This is a genomic window from Variovorax sp. Soil_C_33 (assembly GCF_057656935.1).
This window is the reverse complement of record NZ_JBDGJK010000001.1, coordinates 234,390-250,947: the sequence shown is the minus strand read 5'-3', so window position 1 is coordinate 250,947 and position 16,558 is coordinate 234,390. Positions and strand designations below refer to the sequence as shown.

Annotated in this window: 21 protein-coding genes; 9 read left to right on the top strand and 12 right to left on the bottom strand. The window is 69.1% G+C overall.

Annotated elements, in window-relative coordinates; all coding sequences use genetic code 11:
- The first annotated feature begins 8 nt into the window (after positions 1-8).
- From AC3A6B_RS01310 to rbsK, 3 genes are read left to right on the top strand one after another with little or no spacing between them, the layout of a single operon-like run.
- Positions 9-800 carry a transporter substrate-binding domain-containing protein gene (locus AC3A6B_RS01310; protein ID WP_487834937.1) on the top strand — a complete coding sequence of 264 codons (792 nt, stop codon included), beginning with the start codon at positions 9-11 and terminating at the stop codon, positions 798-800.
- 26 nt (positions 801-826) lie between these two features.
- A complete protein-coding gene (gene rpiB, locus AC3A6B_RS01305; RefSeq protein WP_487834936.1) occupies positions 827-1,276 on the top strand; it encodes a ribose 5-phosphate isomerase B in 450 nt (149 codons plus the stop codon).
- Entirely contained in the window at positions 1,273-2,229 is a 957-nt protein-coding gene (rbsK, locus tag AC3A6B_RS01300) for a ribokinase (RefSeq protein ID WP_487834935.1), read from the top strand. Before rpiB ends, rbsK begins: the two co-directional genes overlap by 4 nt.
- A gap of 6 nt (positions 2,230-2,235) precedes the next feature.
- Here rbsK and AC3A6B_RS01295 read toward each other — a convergent pair whose 3' ends face one another.
- Positions 2,236-3,135 carry a ketopantoate reductase family protein gene (locus AC3A6B_RS01295; protein ID WP_487834934.1) on the bottom strand — a complete coding sequence of 300 codons (900 nt, stop codon included), beginning with the start codon at positions 3,133-3,135 and terminating at the stop codon, positions 2,236-2,238.
- A gap of 138 nt (positions 3,136-3,273) precedes the next feature.
- Here AC3A6B_RS01295 and AC3A6B_RS01290 point away from each other — a divergent pair, with 138 nt between their 5' ends.
- Positions 3,274-3,651 carry a nuclear transport factor 2 family protein gene (locus AC3A6B_RS01290; protein ID WP_487834933.1) on the top strand — a complete coding sequence of 126 codons (378 nt, stop codon included), beginning with the start codon at positions 3,274-3,276 and terminating at the stop codon, positions 3,649-3,651.
- A gap of 3 nt (positions 3,652-3,654) precedes the next feature.
- Here the strand turns inward: AC3A6B_RS01290 and modC are convergent, their stop codons facing one another.
- From modC to modA, 3 genes are read right to left on the bottom strand one after another with little or no spacing between them, the layout of a single operon-like run.
- Positions 3,655-4,728, bottom strand: coding sequence for a molybdenum ABC transporter ATP-binding protein (modC, locus tag AC3A6B_RS01285; protein WP_487834932.1), 1,074 nt, complete (start codon positions 4,726-4,728; stop codon positions 3,655-3,657).
- A complete protein-coding gene (gene modB / locus AC3A6B_RS01280) occupies positions 4,725-5,399 on the bottom strand; it encodes a molybdate ABC transporter permease subunit (protein WP_487834931.1) in 675 nt (224 codons plus the stop codon). The genes modC and modB overlap by 4 nt, the downstream gene beginning before the upstream one ends.
- Positions 5,400-5,411: 12 nt before the next feature.
- On the bottom strand, positions 5,412-6,173 hold the full coding sequence (gene modA, locus AC3A6B_RS01275; RefSeq protein ID WP_487834930.1) for a molybdate ABC transporter substrate-binding protein: 762 nt from the start codon (positions 6,171-6,173) through the stop codon (positions 5,412-5,414).
- Between the two features lie 57 nt (positions 6,174-6,230).
- On the opposite strand from modA, the gene AC3A6B_RS01270 reads away from it, so the two are divergent.
- Positions 6,231-6,986: a TOBE-like domain-containing protein gene (locus AC3A6B_RS01270; protein WP_487834929.1), complete on the top strand. Its 756-nt coding sequence runs from the start codon at positions 6,231-6,233 to the stop codon at positions 6,984-6,986.
- On the opposite strand, the gene AC3A6B_RS01265 is transcribed toward AC3A6B_RS01270, so the two are convergent.
- Positions 6,983-7,450 carry a nuclear transport factor 2 family protein gene (locus AC3A6B_RS01265; protein ID WP_487834928.1) on the bottom strand — a complete coding sequence of 156 codons (468 nt, stop codon included), beginning with the start codon at positions 7,448-7,450 and terminating at the stop codon, positions 6,983-6,985. The genes AC3A6B_RS01270 and AC3A6B_RS01265 overlap by 4 nt on opposite strands.
- An 88-nt stretch (positions 7,451-7,538) precedes the next feature.
- Here AC3A6B_RS01265 and AC3A6B_RS01260 point away from each other — a divergent pair, with 88 nt between their 5' ends.
- Positions 7,539-8,126: a TetR/AcrR family transcriptional regulator gene (locus AC3A6B_RS01260; protein ID WP_487834927.1), complete on the top strand. Its 588-nt coding sequence runs from the start codon at positions 7,539-7,541 to the stop codon at positions 8,124-8,126.
- Position 8,127: 1 nt separating this feature from the next.
- On the opposite strand, the gene AC3A6B_RS01255 is transcribed toward AC3A6B_RS01260, so the two are convergent.
- Together AC3A6B_RS01255 and AC3A6B_RS01250 are read right to left on the bottom strand one after the other, a co-directional pair.
- A complete protein-coding gene (locus AC3A6B_RS01255; RefSeq protein WP_487834926.1) occupies positions 8,128-8,478 on the bottom strand; it encodes an alpha/beta hydrolase in 351 nt (116 codons plus the stop codon).
- Positions 8,479-8,609: 131 nt separating this feature from the next.
- Positions 8,610-8,960 (bottom strand): hypothetical protein, encoded by a 351-nt coding sequence (locus AC3A6B_RS01250; protein WP_487834925.1) that lies wholly within the window; start codon positions 8,958-8,960, stop codon positions 8,610-8,612.
- 316 nt (positions 8,961-9,276) lie between these two features.
- Between AC3A6B_RS01250 and AC3A6B_RS01245 the strand changes: the two genes are divergently transcribed.
- Positions 9,277-9,573, top strand: coding sequence for a hypothetical protein (locus AC3A6B_RS01245; protein WP_487834924.1), 297 nt, complete (start codon positions 9,277-9,279; stop codon positions 9,571-9,573).
- Between the two features lie 114 nt (positions 9,574-9,687).
- Here AC3A6B_RS01245 and AC3A6B_RS01240 read toward each other — a convergent pair whose 3' ends face one another.
- The gene (locus AC3A6B_RS01240) at positions 9,688-10,047 is read right to left on the bottom strand and encodes a hypothetical protein (RefSeq protein ID WP_487834923.1); all 360 of its coding nucleotides are present in this window, start codon (positions 10,045-10,047) and stop codon (positions 9,688-9,690) included.
- Positions 10,044-10,907, bottom strand: coding sequence for an alpha/beta hydrolase (locus AC3A6B_RS01235; protein WP_487834922.1), 864 nt, complete (start codon positions 10,905-10,907; stop codon positions 10,044-10,046). The genes AC3A6B_RS01240 and AC3A6B_RS01235 overlap by 4 nt, the downstream gene beginning before the upstream one ends.
- Positions 10,908-11,051: 144 nt before the next feature.
- Between AC3A6B_RS01235 and AC3A6B_RS01230 the strand changes: the two genes are divergently transcribed.
- Positions 11,052-12,890: a tannase/feruloyl esterase family alpha/beta hydrolase gene (locus AC3A6B_RS01230; RefSeq protein ID WP_487834921.1), complete on the top strand. Its 1,839-nt coding sequence runs from the start codon at positions 11,052-11,054 to the stop codon at positions 12,888-12,890.
- Between the two features lie 9 nt (positions 12,891-12,899).
- On the opposite strand, the gene AC3A6B_RS01225 is transcribed toward AC3A6B_RS01230, so the two are convergent.
- Positions 12,900-14,129: a DUF418 domain-containing protein gene (locus AC3A6B_RS01225; RefSeq protein WP_487834920.1), complete on the bottom strand. Its 1,230-nt coding sequence runs from the start codon at positions 14,127-14,129 to the stop codon at positions 12,900-12,902.
- 27 nt (positions 14,130-14,156) lie between these two features.
- Positions 14,157-14,609 carry a carboxymuconolactone decarboxylase family protein gene (locus AC3A6B_RS01220; RefSeq protein ID WP_487834919.1) on the bottom strand — a complete coding sequence of 151 codons (453 nt, stop codon included), beginning with the start codon at positions 14,607-14,609 and terminating at the stop codon, positions 14,157-14,159.
- Positions 14,610-14,742: 133 nt separating this feature from the next.
- Here AC3A6B_RS01220 and aspA point away from each other — a divergent pair, with 133 nt between their 5' ends.
- Complete coding sequence (gene aspA / locus AC3A6B_RS01215) at positions 14,743-16,167, top strand: aspartate ammonia-lyase (RefSeq protein ID WP_487834918.1); 1,425 nt, start codon at positions 14,743-14,745, stop codon at positions 16,165-16,167.
- A 22-nt stretch (positions 16,168-16,189) separates the two neighbouring features.
- On the opposite strand, the gene AC3A6B_RS01210 is transcribed toward aspA, so the two are convergent.
- On the bottom strand, positions 16,190-16,480 hold the full coding sequence (locus AC3A6B_RS01210) for a GYD domain-containing protein (protein ID WP_487834917.1): 291 nt from the start codon (positions 16,478-16,480) through the stop codon (positions 16,190-16,192).
- Between the last annotated feature and the right edge of the window lie 78 nt (positions 16,481-16,558).

Sequence of the window (16,558 nt, the reverse complement as noted above, 5' to 3'; positions counted from 1 at the left end):
ACCCGATCATGAAAGCATTCCGTTTACTTCCCACCCTGTTGGCCGCCGCATGCCTCACGCTGGCCTCCGCCGCGCATGCCGACGTGCTCGACGACGTCATGAAGGCGAAGAAGATCCGCATCGCGACCGACTTCTCGATCCCGCCGTCCGGCATGCTCGACAAGGATCTCAAGCCGACCGGCTCCGACGTCGAAACCGCGCAGCTGCTCGCCAAGGACTGGGGGCTCGAGCTGGAGTTCGTGCAGACCACCGGCGCGACGCGCATTCCGAACCTGCAGACCGGCAAGGCCGACATCGTGGTCTCGACGCTGTCGGTGACCCCGGAGCGCCAGAAGGTCATCGACTTCTCGAAGCCGTATGCGGCGCTGGTCTCGGTGATCGGCGCACGCAAGGACCTGCCGATCAAGGACTGGCCCGACCTGAAGGGCAAGTCGGTCACCGTCACGCGCGGCACCACGCAGGACACCGAGCTCACCCAGCTGGCGAAGGACAGGGACTTCAAGGTGGTGCGCTACGACGACGACGCCACCATGGTCACCGCCGGCGTCAGCGGCCAGGCCGACATCGTCTCCACCTCGGTGACGATCATGAACCAGATCACCGCGAAGAACCCGCAGCGTCCGTTCGAGCAGAAGATCGTGCTGCGCAATCTCGACCTCGCCATCGGCGTCAAGAAAGGCGAGGAGCGCATGGTTGCCAAGCTCAACGAGTGGGTCACGGCCAATCTCCAAAACGGCAAGCTCAATGCGATCTACAAGAAGTTCCACGGCAGCGACCTGCCCGCGAACATGCGTCCCTGAATCATTCACAACCTGAAGAGGAATACATGCGTCTCGTCATCGGTTCGGACCACGCCGGCTGGGTGCTGAAAGGCGCCGTCGTCGAACACATCAGAAAGCTCGGCCACGAGGTGGTCGACGTCGGCTGCCATGACGACCGGCCGGTCGACTTTCCGGACGTGGCGCGCGCGGTGGCCGCGAAGATCGTCGCCGGCGAGGTCGAGCGCGGCATCATGGTGTGCGGCACCGGCGTCGGCGCGTCGATCGCTGCCAACAAGATGAAGGGCATCCGCGCGGCGGTCTGCCATGACGTGCATTCGGCGCACCAGTCGGTCGAGCACGACGACGTGAACGTGATGTGCATCGGCGCGCAGATCGTCGGCCCCTGGCTCGCCGCCGACCTCATCAGCTCCTATCTGGGCGCGCGCTTCGCGGTGGAGGACGAGGACTTCCGGCGCCGCGTCGAGAAGCTTCACCAGATGGACGCCGAGTCTTGAACCCCGAGCACGCCACGCCCGAGGTCGTGGTGTTCGGCAGCCTCAACATGGACCTGGTGTTCCGTGTGCCGCGCGTGCCGGATGCCGGCGAAACCCTCCAGGCCCGTTCGTTCATGAGCAATCCGGGCGGCAAGGGGGCCAACCAGGCCGTGGCGTGCGCGCGGCAGGGCGCCTGTGTCGCCATGGTCGGGCGCGTGGGCGACGACGCCTTCGGGCTTGCGCTGAAGGCCTCGCTCGAAGCCGACGGGGTGGATGCGCGCCATGTGGCCACCGATGCAGCGTCGACCGGCGTGGCCTTGATCATGGTCGACGACGGCGCACAGAACCGCATTGCGCTGAGTCCCGGCGCCAACGCGTCCGTCGGCAGCGAAGACATCGGCCGGCTGCGCAGCGCTCTCGCGGCGGCGCGCATCGTGTCGCTGCAGCTCGAGGTGCCCATGCCGGCGGTGTGCGAGGCGGCGGCGATCGCGCATGCCGCCGGTTGCACGGTGGTGCTGAATCCTGCTCCCGCCCAGCCGCTGCCCGACACGCTGTGGCCGCTGGTGAGCATCCTGGTGCTGAACGAGACCGAGGCCGCGATGCTGAGCGGCATGACCGTCTGCGACACGGCGAGTGCCGCCCGCGCGGCCGATGCCCTGCGACAACGCGGTCCGGCGCAGGTGATCCTCACGATGGGCGGCGACGGCGTCGTGGTCGCCAACGCCGGGGGCTGCCGCCACTTCGCGGCCTTGCCGGTCCAGGCGGTCGACACCACGGCGGCCGGCGACACCTTCATCGGCGCGCTGTGTGCCGCGCTCGCGAACCAGGAATCCCTCGATGCCGGCATCGCGCTCGGCGTCCAGGCCGCGGCGCTCAGCGTGACGAAGGCGGGCGCGCAGGTGTCGATGCCCTATAGGCAAGACCTCGCGGCACTGCCGGCGGTGCAGCAACCGAGCCCGGTGGTGCCGGGTTGAGACGGCTCAGGCCTCCGCCGACCGTCCCTCGATCAGCTTGACCAGCGTGTGCAGCACGCGGTTGGCAGGCGTCGCGATGCCCAGCGCTTCGCCCTTGCGCAGCACGTAGCCGTTGAGGTGGTCGATCTCGCTGCGCTTGCCGCGCGCCAGGTCCTGCGCGGTGGAGGAGAACTGCGTGGGCATGCTCTGCGCGATGCGCTCGACGGCGGCCCAGCTGTCGCCGGGCACGGCCACGCCGCTGGCCTCGGCCACGGCCAGGCACTCCTGCACCACATCCCGCATCACGGCGTCCACGCCGACGCCCTGCACGAGCCGGCCGTAGGGCAGCTGCGAGATCGCCGACAGCGCGTTGTAGGCGCAGTTGAGGATCAGCTTGGCCCACAGCGCGCCTGCCACGTTGTCGGAGATTTGCGTCGGCACGCCGGCCTCGATGAACAGCCGTGCGGCCTCGTCGCTGCCCTCGGACGGCGCGATGACCAATTCGCCGCGGCCGTGGTGCTTGACGTGGCCCGGTCCCGCCATTTCGGTCGCGACATACACCACCGTCGCAGCGACCTGCTGGCGCAGCGCCGCCTGCAGCCGCTCGGCGTTGTCGACGCCGTTCTGCAGCGTGAGCACCAGCGCATCCGGTGCCAGGTGCGGGCCCATCTGCGCGGCAGCGCTTTCCGTGTCGGTGGACTTGACGCAGAACAGCACCAGCTGCGCGCCCTGCACGGCGCTGACCTCGGTGCTGGCCTCGATCGGCACCTGCGCCTGGAAGGACTGCGTATCGAGCAGCAGGCCGTTGCGGCGTATCGCCTCGACATGCTGCGGCCTGCCGATCAGCACCACCGAATGGCCGGCGCGCGCCAGCATCCCGCCGTAGTAGCAACCTACCGCACCTGCGCCCATCACCGCGATCTTCATGACCTGCTCCGTCAACCTGTTCCCGGCATGGTAGTGCGGTCGCGCGCATGACCTCCCACGTCATCGACCCGCGGCGCGCTCGCGGCGACCATTCGTTCACCCCGCATCGTTGCGGGCCCTGAACCGAAAGGAAACGCCATGAACACCGCCGCCCCCGATGCCGCCCGCATCGCCGACCACTACATCGCCGTCTGGAACGAGACCGACGCCGAGCGCCGCCTGGCACTGCTCGAAACCCACTGGACCGCCGACGCGCGCTACGTCGATCCGGTCATGCAGGGCAGCGGCTGCGCGCAGATCAGCGCGCTGGTCGGCGGCGTGCACCAGCGCTACCCGGGCTTCCGCTTCAGGCTCAAGGGCCAGGCCGATGCGCACGGCGACCACCTGCGCTTCTCGTGGACCCTGGGCCCGAGCGGCGCCGAAGACCTGATCGAGGGCACCGATTTCGTCCAGCTCGAAGCGGGCAAGCTGCAGTCGGTCACCGGCTTCCTGGACAAGGTGCCGGTCGGCGGCTGAGGCCTATTCGAGAATCGCGACGCCCTTGACCTGCGCATGGACGGCCGAGCCCACGCCAAGCCGCAGCAGCTCGGCCGACTTGCGCGTGATGCGCGCGAGCATGCGCGCGCCGCCGACATCCAGCCCCACCATCACCTGGGCCGGCCCGTCTTCGGCCAGGTCGGACACGGTCGCGGGCAGGATGTTGAGCACGCTGGTCGCGGCCTGGTGCTGCAGCGTGAGACTCACGTCGCGCGCCTGGATGCGCACCCGCACCTGCCGGCCCACGCGCGCGCCGCTGTGCGGCAAGCAGAGCGTGCCGCCCGCGAACGCGAGCCGAGTGAGGCCGTAGGCGGCTTCGTAGCCCGTCACCACCGCGGCGATCACGGCACCCGCCGTATCGCCGTGGGCCAGCGGCAGGTCGAGCCGTGTCATCAGTTCGTTGGCCGGGCCGCTCGCAGTCACGCGTCCGGCATCGAGCAGCACCAGATGGTCGGCCAGGCGCGCCACCTCGTCGGGCGCGTGGCTCACGTAGATCACCGGCATGTTGAGCTCGGCATGCAGCCGCTCGAGATAGGGCAGGATCTCGCGCTTGCGCTGCAGGTCCAGCGAGGCCAGCGGCTCGTCCATCAGCAGCAGCCGCGGGCTGGTGGCGAGCGCGCGCGCGATGCCCACGCGCTGGCGTTCGCCGCCCGAGAGCGTGCCGGGCCGGCGCGCGAGCAGGTGGCCGATGCCCAGCAGTTCCACCGCGTGCGCGAGCGGCACGCGCCGCTCGGCCGCAGCGACGCGCTTCATGCCGTATTCGAGGTTGCGCCGAACGTCCAGGTGCGCGAAGAGCCGCGTCTCCTGGAACACATAGCCCAGGGGCCGCCGGTGCGTGGGCAGGAAGGTGTCGCCGGCTTGCCAGACCTCGCCGTTGACCGTCACCTGCGTGCCGGGCGCGTGCTGCAGCCCCGCGATGGCGCGCAGGCAAGTGGTCTTGCCGCAGCCCGAAGGGCCGAAGAGCGCGCTCACGCCGCGGCCAGGCAAGTCCAGCGCGACCTGGAGCGAGAAGCCGGGGTGGTCGACCTTCAGCTGCGCACGGACGCCATCGCTCATCGCCGCCGCCCCGTTGGATTGAGCGCATAGAGCGCCAGCAGCACGAGGAACGAGAACGCCACCATGCCGGCTGCCAGCCAGTGCGCCTGCGTGTACTCGAGCGCCTCGACATGGTCGTAGATCTGCACCGACATCACGCGCGTCTTGTGGGGGATGTTGCCGCCGATCATCAGCACCACCCCGAACTCGCCTACCGTGTGGGCGAAGCCCATCACGGTCGCCGTGAGGTAGCCCGGCCGCGCGAGCGGCAGCGCCACGCTGAAGAAGGTGTCGAGCGGCGAGGCCCTGAGCGTCGCCGCCGCCTCGAGCGGCTCCTGGCCGATGGCCTCGAAGGCGTTCTGGATCGGCTGCACCACGAAGGGCATCGAATAGACCACCGAGCCGACCACCAGCCCCGCGAAGGTGAAGGGCAGCACGCCGATGCCGAGCCATTGCGTCAACGCGCCGATCGGCCCGTTGGGCCCCATCGTCACCAGGAAGTAGAAGCCCAGCACGGTGGGCGGCAGCACCAGCGGCAGCGCCACCAGCGCGCCGACCGGCCCCTTCCATGCCGAGCGTGTGCGCGCCAGCCACCAGGCCAGCGGCGAGCCCACCAGCAGCAGGATCAGCGTGGTCAGCGCCGCCAGCTTCAGCGTGAGGACGATGGCGCCGAGGTCGGAGGCGGTGGGCATGCAGGTCGGCGCTCAGGTGTCGTAGCCGAAGGAGCGGATCACGGCCTTCGCGGCGTCGGACTTGAGATATGCCATGAGCGCGGCGGCTGCCGCATTGTCCTTGCCGCGAGCCAGCAGCACGGCGTCCTGCCGGATCGGGCTGTGCAGCTCCGCGGGCACGATCCAGGCCGAGCCGCTCTTGAGCTTGCCGTTCTTCCAGACCTGCGAGAGCGCGACGAAGCCGAGTTCCGCATTGCCGCTGGAGACGAAGCTGAAGGCCTGCCCGATGCTCTCGCCCTGCACGAACCTGGGTTCGAGCTGCGCCAGCAGGCCGAGGCGCGTGAGCGTTTCCACGGCCGCCGCGCCATAGGGTGCGAGCTTCGGCGCGGCCAGCGCGAGATGCGCGAACTTCGCGCTCCTGAGCACCTCGCCTTTGGCATCCACCAGGCCGGGCTTGGCCGACCACAGCGCCAGCTTGCCGGTGGCGTAGGTGAAGCGGCTGCCCGCCACCGTGGAATTCTCCTTGTCCAGCCGGGCCGGCGTTTCGTCGTCGGCGGCGAGGAAGATGTCGAAGGGTGCGCCGCTCTGGATCTGCGCATAGAACTTGCCCGTCGCGCCGGAGGAAAGCACGGCCTTGTGGCCGGTCGCTTTCTCGAACTCGGCGGCGATCGCTTTCATGGGTGCGAAGAAGTTGGCCGCGACCGCGACCTGGACTTCCGCCGCCCGGCTGGCGAGCGAGGCGCCGAGCATGAGCAGCGTGGCGGCCGCGAGGCGAAAGGAGAGGGGGAGGTTCATGGAGCGCTATTCATCAAGGGAATAGCGCGAGTGTAGGCCCAACGGCACAATCTGCGCATGGCATCTCCCCGTTTCGGCGACGCGCTCGGCCATGGCATGAGCGACAAGCGCATCGACATCCTGCGCGGCATCGGCCGCACGGGCAGCATCTCCCAGGCCGCGCGCGAGGCGGCCGTGAGCTACAAGGCTGCGTGGCAGGCGGTCGCCACGCTCACCAACCTGGCCGGCGTCTCGCTGGTGGAGCGCGCGGTCGGCGGCGCGGGCGGCGGCGGCGCCGTGCTCACCGCGCACGGCGCGCAGCTGCTCGAACTGGCGGATGCGCTCGATGCGGCGCGCCGTGCCGTGCAGTCGCGCGCTGGCGCGAGCGCCGGCACCGCGGCGGCGCGGCTCTCGATCCGCACCAGCATGCGCAACCAGCTGCCGGCCACCGTCGGCGCAATCGAATCCACCGGACGCATCGTGCGCGTGCACATGAAGCTCGGCGGCGATGCGCAGCAACCGATCGCTGCGCGCATCACGCAGGAGAGCGCGGAGCTGCTCGGGCTGGCGGAAGGTATGGCGGCGATCGCGCTGTGCAAGGCGACCGCGGTGCGCGTGGAGCGCGCGGCGGCGCCGCGACGGACCCGGGGCAACCAGCTCGGCGGCGTGGTGCAGGGCGCGGCGCGCGGCGAGGACGGCGACGAGATCGCGATCACGCTCGACAGTGGCCTGCAGCTCGTCGGTTTCGCGCCGGCCGGCTCGGGGCTGCGCACGCGGCAGCGCGTGGTGGCCGCCATCGACGAGGCGGCGGTGGTGGTGGCGCTGCCGGGCTAGAGCCCGAGATCGCTCAAGCCCGGATGGTCGTCCGGACGCCGCCCCAGCGGCCAGAAGAACTTGCGTTCGCTTTCCTTGATCGGCAGGTCGTTGATGCTCGCATGGCGGTGCGTCATCAGGCCGTGCTCGTTGAACTCCCAGTTCTCGTTGCCGTAGCTGCGGAACCAGTTGCCGGCATCGTCGCGCCATTCGTAGGCGAAGCGCACGGCGATGCGCGGGCCGCCGAAGGCCCACAACTCCTTGATCAGGCGGTAGTCGAGCTCACGTGCCCACTTGCGTTCGAGCAGCGCCTGCGCGGCCGCCCGGCCGACCGGGAACTCGGCGCGGTTGCGCCAGCGCGTGTCTTCGCTGTAAGCCAGCGCGACGCGGGCCGGGTCGCGCGAGTTCCAGCCGTCCTCGGCCAGGCGCACTTTCTGGGTCGCGGTTTCGAGGTTGAACGGAGGCAGGGGCGGGCGTGTTTCCATGGCGGCGAGTTCCTGAAGGGATGAGGTAGACAACTCTGTCTACGTGGCCAGTCTAACGCACGTAGACAGACCTGTCTACAATGACTTCATGCCAAGTCCCGCGATTCCCGAACTCAAGGACCGCCCCGCCAGCGAGCGCATCCTGCTGACCGCGCACGAGCTGTTCTACCGCGAAGGCATTCGCGCCACCGGCATCGACCGCGTGATCGCCGAATCGGGCGTGACCAAGGTCACCTTCTACCGCCACTTCCCGAGCAAGAACGAGCTGATCCGCGCCTTCCTGGCCTACCGCCACGAGCGCTGGATGAAATGGTTCGTCGATGCGCTGAAGCGTCACGGCGCGCAGCGCGGCAAGGGCCTCGATGCGCTGGTGCCCGCGCTGCGCGAGTGGTTCGCGGATGCGGGCTATCGCGGCTGCGCCTTCCTCAACAGCGTGAGCGAGCTCAGTGCCGCCTTGCCCGAGGTGGTGGAGATCGCGCGCGGCCACAAGGGCGAGATGACGGCGGAGATCGAGAAGCTGCTGCCGCCCTCGCGCCAGCGCGCGAAGCATGCGCAGCTCATCGCGCTGGCGGTCGACGGCGCCATCGTTCACGCGCAGTTCGACGAGACGCCGGACGCAGCGTTGAAGACGCTGGACCGGCTGGTGAAGCTGCTGCGAAGCAGCAGCGAAGCCTGATTTACAGGCCGGCCTGGCGCGTGAACGACACCTTCGGCTTCTTGTAGGCAGCCGGCACTTCGTCGCGATAGAAGGCACGGCGATCCAGGCTCGCGAACGGGTCGTGCGCCTTGGCGACTGCCTCCGCACGAATCGTGGTGCGGTCGGCGGTGGACGTGAAGGTCTGCGCGCCGGCGCTGGCGCCGTCGGCGTAGGAATTGCCGGCGCGTGCGGCGGCGACGCCTTCGGCGGCCACTTCCGAACGGTTGGCTGCCGAGGTCAGGGTGTGCACGCCGTCATAGGTTTCCGCTTGCGCGCCGGCGGCGGCCAGGAGTGAAAGAGCTGCAGCGGCGATGATCTTCGAGGCATTCATTTCGGTTCCTTCAAATCGATTGGTTGATGCGTATGAAGTTTGCGACCGAAGGCCTTCGAGAAAACGCCGCGAAAGGAACCGCGGCGTTTGCGACTTGGAAACAATGGGACGCGCCGGTCCCTCGAGCGGCGCTACCTCGTGCGAGGCGCGCGAACCGGATTGACCAGCGGTCCGGGGCCGATGGCGATCGGCGGCCCTGCGTCGTCGGCGGCCCATGCGGGCGAGCGCGACGAGCTGACCAGCGGACCCGGACCCGGAACGATCGGCGGGCCTCGGTCGTCCAGGCTCGATGCGGGCGTGCGCGCGGAACTGACCAGCGGCCCGGGACCCGGCACGATCGGCGGCCCCGGATCGTCGCGCAACGACGTCTGCGCGCGCGCAGAGCCAATCAGCGGCCCCGGACCGGGCGCGATCGGCGGCCCCGAGTCGCCGCGGGCCCATGCGGGCGTGTACGCCTGCTGCGGCGCTGGCGGTGGGTCCACACGAATGCGTTCCGTGGACGCGGTGGAGCGGCGACTCGCGACGGGTACCGCCGCGGATTTCTCCGCGCTGGGCTGAGAAGGCTTCGCAGCGACGGGTGTCGCAGGCGCAGGCGCAGGCGCAGGTGCAGCCACTGCGGGCGCGGCCGCGACGGGCACGGCAGGCGCGGGCGCTGCGGCTGGCGGGGGCGTCGACGCGGGCTCGGGCACTGCCACCGCGGCTTTTTCCGACGATGGCATCCTGGCTTCAGCTGCCGGTTCCATCGTGTTCAATTTCGGCCACTCGCCGACATCGCGCGTGACGTACATATACCAGCCGATGAAAGCGATGCTCATGGCGACTGCCGACAACCCCAGACGAAGCCAAAAGGCCGGCGTCTCGGCCGGCAGCAGAGCGAGCGAAGGGTTCCTGCGCCGCGACGGGCCGTCCAGGGACGGGATGGAGTCCTCGAATCCTGTTGCCCTTGGCGTCGGCCTTATCGCTTCGAGTGCCGACGGGCCGGTCGGGGCAAAGCCGGGAAGTCGGCCGGCGCAGCCGCTGCAGAACATGGCTTTCTCGCGGTTGGGGGCCCCGCAAATCGGACAAGCGACGGACATGAACAAACTTCCTGCGTAAAAAACAAGTATCTGCGTACTGTCCACGAGCAGCGGCTTCTGTCTGTCAGCCGTTTCCCACGTCGTGCTGCGCAACGCGCGCGTCCTGGCCGCACTGTTTGCGCTGCGGGGGTTGTCAACTGAACAGCGCAATCAGCGCGTAGAGCCCCGCGAGAAACCAGTTCACTGCCTTTGCCGCGTCCGCGTTCTCCTTCGGAATCGGCGTCAGCTCGGCGCGCCTCCAGGCCCAGATGTTGTACGCGACCGCGAGGCAGGCACCGGGCACGACGACGAGAAAAGTCTGCAGCCCCGCTGCGACGATCGCGGAGACGACGAGTATCAGGAACCCGACGAACCCGATCCCGCCGGAGGTGCTCGCCAGCACGTGGGAAAGCCCGCCGCAGAATTCGCATGTCGCCGGGTTGGCGCGATCCGACCACCGCTTCGCCAGGCCGGAGATGCCGGGCTTCCGGCAGCTTGGGCAGCTGTGCTTCACCTCGCGCCCCCGAGGTGGCGCGCGAGAAAGGTCCCGACCTTCTGCTCGTATTCGCGCTGCGCAAGCGCATGCAGGTCGACGTGCGCAGCGCCATCCACGATCCACAGCTGCTTCGGCTCGACCGCCATGCCGAAGAGCAGGCGCGACTCGTCCGCCGTGGTGCTGCGATCCTCTGCGCCGGAGATGATGAAGACAGCGGCGCCGATGCGGCCGACACGCTCGATCGGCCGCAGCCGCGCCGCAGACACGCCGGCGCGCAGCGGCAGCTGCCACAGCAGCAGCGGCGACAGCAGGCCGCCCGCCGGGCCCAGGTAGGTCGTCAAGCGGTTTCGCACCGCCTCGTCGACCGTGGGATACATCGATTCGAGGATCACCGCCCGGACCTGCGCATCGGGCTCGCCCAGCGCGAACGCCGCCGCGCCCAGCGATATGCCGATCACGCCGATCGGCTCCGACGGCATCTCGCGCCGGAGGTGGGCCAGCGCGGCCTTGACGCCCTCGGCCTCCCGCGCGCCGAAGGTGATCCGGTCGCCCGTGCTTTCGCCATGTGCGGGCAGGTCGATCAGCAGGACCGAATAGCCGAGCCGATGCAGGAATCGCGCGCGTCCGATCATCTGGCGGCGATCGGATCGCACGCCGTGCAGGAGCAGGATGGCACCGGCACCGGCAGTGCCGCGGCTTTGCCAGCCCGACAGACGTTCCCGCTCGGCATAGGGTATTTGCACGGCCGCCGCCGGCAGGTCCGGCGGCAGGATGCCGATGGCCGAGCGCACAGGGCGGCTCAGCAGTTCGCCGACGGCGGCGGTGCACAAGGCCCCGAGCGCGATGGCGGCAAGAACGAGGTAGGACCATCCGGGCATGGTGGTGGAGTATGCGGCGGCGGCGCGCCCTGTAGGCTGCCGCTGCTCGCTGGCCGGCGGTATCGTCCTACGCCCAAAGACTTCTTTGCAGCGCATTACCCTTCAGCCGCGATCTCGCGGCGGCCGGAAAGAAGGAGGCACGCCATGCAGAGAAATTGCCGGTTCGATCTCCGGGTGCTGATCCGCATGGTGTGCATCGCGGCCGCGGCCGGGCTTGCGGCATGCGGAGGCGGTGGCGGTGGCGGCGGCGGCCATGGCGGTATCGCGGTGCCGCCCCCCAGCCAGACGAAACTGAGCTGCGACGACTCGATCAAGAGCGGCTTCAAACCGGACGCCAACACCACCGTGCTGCTGGTCAAGTCCTTCAAGACCGGCGACCCGCTGCTCCTGACCGGAACGCCGACGCCCACCACGCCCACGGCGACCACCGATGTCTGCATCGTGAAGCTTCTGGTCGGGCCGGGCAATCCCGGCCCGGCGGATGCCCCGTCGACCTCGCCCGGCATCGGCATCGAGGTCTGGCTGCCCAATGAGGCGAAGTGGAACCAGCGGGTGCATGTGAAGGGCGGCGGCGGCTGGGCCGGCGGCGTCCACACTTCGCTGACGGCGCTCGCAGGCATCACCGGCGGCAGCGCCGGCGCGCCGGCGCAAACCGCGATGGTCGAAGGCGCGGTTTCGGCCAGCACCGACACCGGCCATGCCAACACGGCCAACGGCGGCTCCTTCGCGATGAGGCCCGACGGCACCGTCAACATCCTGCTGTGGAACGACTTCGCGCAGCGCGGCATCCACGAGATGGCGGTCAAGACCAAGGCGCTGGCCGCCGCCTTCTATGGCACGCCTGCCAAGTTCGCGTACTGGAACGGCTTCTCCACCGGCGGCCGCCAGGGCCACATGGAAGCGCAGGCGAATCCGGCCGACTTCGACGGCATCCTGGCCGGCGCGCCGGCCATCAACTGGACCAAGTTCATCACCGCCGAGCTCTATCCGCAGATCGTCTACCAGCGCGACCTGGGCGGCGTGCCGCTCACGCCGGCCCAGCTCACGCTGATGGGCAACGCCGCCATCAACGCCTGCGACGTGGTGAACGGCCAGCATCTCGGCTACATCCCCGACCCCTCGCAATGCCGCTACGACCCATTGCTGGACACCAGCGTGCTGTGCGCGAGCAGCGGCGGAACGGGGCCCGCCGGCAGCTGCGTCACCGCCGCCCAGGCGCTGGCGATGAACAAGATCTGGTACGGCCAGACCGCCGACGGCTCCGTGCCTTCGCCCTCGGCGGACAACGGCTTCGCGACCTCGCCCTCGGTCTCGGCCAACCAGCGCTGGTACGGGCTCACGCGCGGCACCAATCAGAGCGGACTCGCGGGTCCCACGCCTTTCAGCATCGCGACCGACATGGTGGCGCTCGAACTGCAGGACCCGACCTGGGCCCAGCCCAATTTTATCAACGCGACGGGCAATGGCATCGATCGCTGGAAGACGCTGTCCTATGCGGCTCTCTCGAACGCCTACGACCAGGGCGTCGCCCTGCAATCCGCGTTCGCCAACATCAACACCGACGATCCGAACCTCGAGCGCTTCGCCGCGCGCGGTGGAAAGATGCTGGTCTACCACGGCCTGGCGGACACGCTGATCCCGCCGCAGGGCACGACCCACTACTACACGCTGCTATCGGGCCGCATGGGCGGCGATGCGGTGGTGCGCAACTTCTACCGGCTCTTCCTGGTGCCCGGCATGGGCCACAGCTTCAGCAACGGCACCACCAATCCGGCTGCGAATCCGCCGCTGCCGACGATCAACCAGCTCTACACCGCGCTCACGGCCTGGGTGGAAGGCGGCAATTCGCCGGAGCGCATCGACATCTCGGCGCCGGCCAGCGGCAGCTCGCCGGCCAGTTCGCGGCCGATCTGCATGCATCCGACCAAGGCCACGCTGACCGGCGGCGATCCGCGATTGGCGGCGTCGTACGTCTGCTCCTGAAGCCAGGCGTCAGGACGAGGGCGGCGGCAGCTCCGCCGCCCTGCGCATCGCCGGCCAGGCGCCGACCGTCAGTGCGCGCAGCGCCCACTCCACAGGCCCGTAGCTGAAGCGGCGCAGCCACAGGCGGCTGGCGGCCAGCTGGCCCGCGAAGATGGCTGCCGCGATCAGCACGCAGGCCGCCGGCGACACGCGGCCCATCCAGCCCAGCCCGTAGGCTGTGAAGATCAGCGCGCAGACGAGCGACTGCACGAGGTAGTTGGTGAGGGCCATGCGCCCCGCGGGCGCCAGCAGCCGCGCGATGCGCATGCCGCGCGCGCCCTCGAACAGCATCATCGCGAGCCCGACGTAGGCGGCGCTCAGGAAGGGCGCGCTCAGGAGGCTGACGGCCAGGCCCACGATCTCCCAGCCCGAGCCGATCCGGTAGACCGTGGCCGTCGCATAGACCAGCGCGCCGGGCAGGCCCACCGCCAGGCCCCAGCCGGCCAGGTGTCGCCAAAGTCCGCGGTAGCGGTCGAGCCGCGCGAACAAGCGGCGCCTGCCGGCCATGAAGCCGAGCATGAACATGGCGAGCGCGCAGGGGCCCTGGATCAGCACCACGATCCACCAGGTCTGGCCGAGTTCCTGCAGGCGCTGGGCGACCACCGTCGCCGGCGTGCCCAGCCAGGCCATTTGCGCGGCGCTCGCGCGCGCCGCGGCGCCGGCGACGTCGATGGTTTCGCCGGCGTGCACCCGGAGCCCGCCGAGCACGGCCATGACGGCCGCGGGCATCAGCGTGAGTACGCAGGCGCGCCAGGCCGCCTGGGCATCGGTCTGCTGGCGCAGCCAGAGCAGGACCAGGCCCAGTACGGCATAGGTGCCAAGGATGTCGCCGTGAAACAGCCACACCGCATGTGCGGCGCCGATGAGCCAGAGCCCGAGCAGGCGGCGCAGCATCCTCGGCCCGAAGGCTTTGCCGCTGCGCTCGGCCGCCTCCATCTGCAAGGTGAAGCTGTAGCCGAACAGGAAGGAGAAGAGCAGGTAGAACTTGGTCTCGAACAGGAAGGCCACGAGCCAGCGCACGGCGCGGTCCACCGGCCGGGCGAAGGCGGGATCGGGCGCGGCCATGCCGAAGTAGGCCGAGGCGAAGGCCGCGATGTTGACCAGCAGGATGCCCAGCAGCGCGAAGCCGCGCAGCGCATCCACGTGCAGCAGCCGCGGCGGCTGGAGCGCGCGGGCCCCGTGTGGAGATGCATCGACCATGATGCATCGTAGAGCCCTCGGGTGACGCTATGCCTTCTCGGGGATCGGGTTGCGGAAGCTCACGTTGAGCAGGTTCCAGGCATTGATGACCGCGATGGTGAAGCCGAGCTCGACGATCTCGACGTCGGTGAAGTGCGCCTTCAGCCGCGCGAACTCCTCGTCGCTCGCGTCGCTGTGCGGCGTGGCGTTGACGAGCTCCGCCCAGCGCAGCGCCGCGCGCTCGCGCTCGCTGAAGAAAGGCGCCTCGCGCCAGCCGGCCAGCGCATTGAGATGGCGCGGATCGACCTCCAGCCGGATCAGGTCGCGCCAGTGCATGTCGATGCAGTAGCCGCAGCCGTTGATCTGCGAGAGCCGAAGCAGCACGAGGTCGACGAGGCGGCTGCCGAGCGAGCCTTTGTGGACGGCAGCGGAGGTGTCGAGCAGCCCCTGAAAAGCCTTGGGAGCGAGTTGATAGTAGGGAAGACGGGCGGTGTGTGCCATGAAAAAAGATCCTTGGTTGCATCAGGACGGCCGCCCCATGCGGCCCTCCATGCACTCAAGACGCGCCAGGGCCTGCGTTTGTGACAGCGGCGGGAGTACGCTGTCGGCTCAACCCATCACCGAGGACCAAGCCATGAGCCAGAAGATGCGCATCGAACACGACCTGCTGGGTGACCGCGAGGTGCCCGACGAGGTCTACTACGGCGTCCACACGCTGCGGGCCAGGGAGAACTTCCAGATCTCGGGCACGACCATCTCGGCCTATCCGGAGCTGGTGGTCGCGCTCGCCTCGGTCAAGCAGGCGGCCGCCGAGGCCAACACCGAGCTGGGCCTGCTGCCCGCCGAGCTGCGCGACGCGATCGTCGCGGCCTGCAAGGAGATCCGCGGCGGCGCGCTGCACGAGCAGTTCGTGGTCGACGTGATCCAGGGCGGCGCCGGCACCTCGACCAACATGAACGCCAATGAGGTGGTCTGCAACCGCGCGCTCGAAATCATGGGCCACCGGCGGGGCGAGTACCAGTACCTGCATCCCAACGAGCACGTCAACATGGCGCAGAGCACCAACGACGTCTATCCGACCGCGATCCGCATCGCCACCTGCTTCGCGATCGACGAGCTGCTCGCGGCCATGGAGCATCTGCGCGAAGCCTTCGATGCCAAGGCCAAGGAGTTCGCGCACCTGCTGAAGATCGGCCGCACCCAGCTGCAGGACGCGGTGCCGATGACGCTGGGCCAGGAGTTCTCGACCTATGCGGTCATGGTCGAGGAAGACATCGCGCGCCTGACCGAGGCCTCGGCCCTGATCCGCGAGATCAACCTCGGCGCCACGGCCATCGGCACCGGCATCACCGCGCATCCCGAGTACGCGCGCAAGGCGCTGGCCGCGCTGCGCGGCATCACCGGCCTCGATCTTTCCACCGCGCCCAACCTGATCGAGGCCACCCAGGACTGCGGCGCCTTCGTGCAGTTGTCGGGCGTGTTGAAGCGCATCGCGGTCAAGCTGTCGAAGACCTGCAACGACCTGCGGCTGCTCTCCAGCGGCCCGCGCTCCGGCTTCGGCGAGATCAACCTGCCGCCGATGCAGGCCGGCTCGTCGATCATGCCGGGCAAGGTCAACCCGGTGATTCCGGAGGTCGTCAACCAGGTCGCCTTCGAGGTGTTCGGCAACGACCTGACCGTGACCTTCGCGGCCGAAGCCGGGCAGCTGCAGTTGAACGCCTTCGAGCCGATCATCGCGAGCGCGCTGTTCCGCAGCTTCAAGCACCTGACCAACGGCTGCATGACGCTGGCCGACCTGTGCGTCAAAGGCATCACCGCCAACCCGGACCGGCTGCGCGAGAGCATCGAGCGCTCGATCTCGCTGGTGACGGCGCTGAATCCGATCATCGGCTACAAGGAAGCGACCGAGGTCGCGGCCGAGGCCTTCGCCAACGGCACCAACGTGCGCGAAGTGGTGCTGCGCCGCAAGCTGATGACCGAGGCCGAGCTCGAGGACGCGCTGCGCCACGAGGTGCTGACGCAGCCGCGTGCCTACGAGAAGGCGCAGAAGGCCGGTTGAAGCGGCTTGCTTCGCGCAGACCTCACGGCATCAGGCCGATGATCTTCTTGATCTCCGCGGCCGAGTAGGCGCGCAGCGTCTGCGAACGCACATTGCCGAGCGAGCCGACGCTGAGCAGCGTGGCCATCGCCGCTTCGTCGCTGCCTTCGGTCGTGACCACCAGGTCGTAGCTGCCGGTGGTCCAGTGGATGCTCTTGACGGTGAGGCCCAGCTTGCCCGCCAGGGCCGTGAACGCCTCGGCGCGGCTCGGCGACTCCTTGACGTTGCGGATGCCCTGGTCCGTGAAGTTGATGAGCGAGATGTAGGTGGCCATGGCGCTTCCCTCGTTGCAGGTGGAGGCCTGGCCGCCGCGGCCGCGGCACAAAGCCCTGGAGGGGATGACATCGAGCCG

What these genes read in the sequence shown, in the direction of transcription:
- aspA (WP_487834918.1), top strand. Translation starts at nt 14,743, where the DNA reads ATGAGCCAGAAGATGCGCATCGAACACGACCTGCTGGGTGACCGCGAG.
- rpiB (WP_487834936.1), top strand. Translation starts at nt 827, where the DNA reads ATGCGTCTCGTCATCGGTTCGGACCACGCCGGCTGGGTGCTGAAAGGC.
- modC (WP_487834932.1), bottom strand. Translation starts at nt 4,728, where the DNA reads ATGAGCGATGGCGTCCGTGCGCAGCTGAAGGTCGACCACCCCGGCTTC.
- AC3A6B_RS01210 (WP_487834917.1), bottom strand. Translation starts at nt 16,480, where the DNA reads ATGGCCACCTACATCTCGCTCATCAACTTCACGGACCAGGGCATCCGC.
- AC3A6B_RS01265 (WP_487834928.1), bottom strand. Translation starts at nt 7,450, where the DNA reads ATGGAAACACGCCCGCCCCTGCCTCCGTTCAACCTCGAAACCGCGACC.
- modB (WP_487834931.1), bottom strand. Translation starts at nt 5,399, where the DNA reads ATGCCCACCGCCTCCGACCTCGGCGCCATCGTCCTCACGCTGAAGCTG.
- AC3A6B_RS01295 (WP_487834934.1), bottom strand. Translation starts at nt 3,135, where the DNA reads ATGAAGATCGCGGTGATGGGCGCAGGTGCGGTAGGTTGCTACTACGGC.
- AC3A6B_RS01225 (WP_487834920.1), bottom strand. Translation starts at nt 14,129, where the DNA reads ATGGTCGATGCATCTCCACACGGGGCCCGCGCGCTCCAGCCGCCGCGG.
- AC3A6B_RS01245 (WP_487834924.1), top strand. Translation starts at nt 9,277, where the DNA reads ATGAAAGCGATGCTCATGGCGACTGCCGACAACCCCAGACGAAGCCAA.
- AC3A6B_RS01220 (WP_487834919.1), bottom strand. Translation starts at nt 14,609, where the DNA reads ATGGCACACACCGCCCGTCTTCCCTACTATCAACTCGCTCCCAAGGCT.
- AC3A6B_RS01235 (WP_487834922.1), bottom strand. Translation starts at nt 10,907, where the DNA reads ATGCCCGGATGGTCCTACCTCGTTCTTGCCGCCATCGCGCTCGGGGCC.
- AC3A6B_RS01290 (WP_487834933.1), top strand. Translation starts at nt 3,274, where the DNA reads ATGAACACCGCCGCCCCCGATGCCGCCCGCATCGCCGACCACTACATC.
- modA (WP_487834930.1), bottom strand. Translation starts at nt 6,173, where the DNA reads ATGAACCTCCCCCTCTCCTTTCGCCTCGCGGCCGCCACGCTGCTCATG.
- AC3A6B_RS01255 (WP_487834926.1), bottom strand. Translation starts at nt 8,478, where the DNA reads ATGAATGCCTCGAAGATCATCGCCGCTGCAGCTCTTTCACTCCTGGCC.
- AC3A6B_RS01270 (WP_487834929.1), top strand. Translation starts at nt 6,231, where the DNA reads ATGGCATCTCCCCGTTTCGGCGACGCGCTCGGCCATGGCATGAGCGAC.
- AC3A6B_RS01310 (WP_487834937.1), top strand. Translation starts at nt 9, where the DNA reads ATGAAAGCATTCCGTTTACTTCCCACCCTGTTGGCCGCCGCATGCCTC.
- AC3A6B_RS01260 (WP_487834927.1), top strand. Translation starts at nt 7,539, where the DNA reads ATGCCAAGTCCCGCGATTCCCGAACTCAAGGACCGCCCCGCCAGCGAG.
- AC3A6B_RS01230 (WP_487834921.1), top strand. Translation starts at nt 11,052, where the DNA reads ATGCAGAGAAATTGCCGGTTCGATCTCCGGGTGCTGATCCGCATGGTG.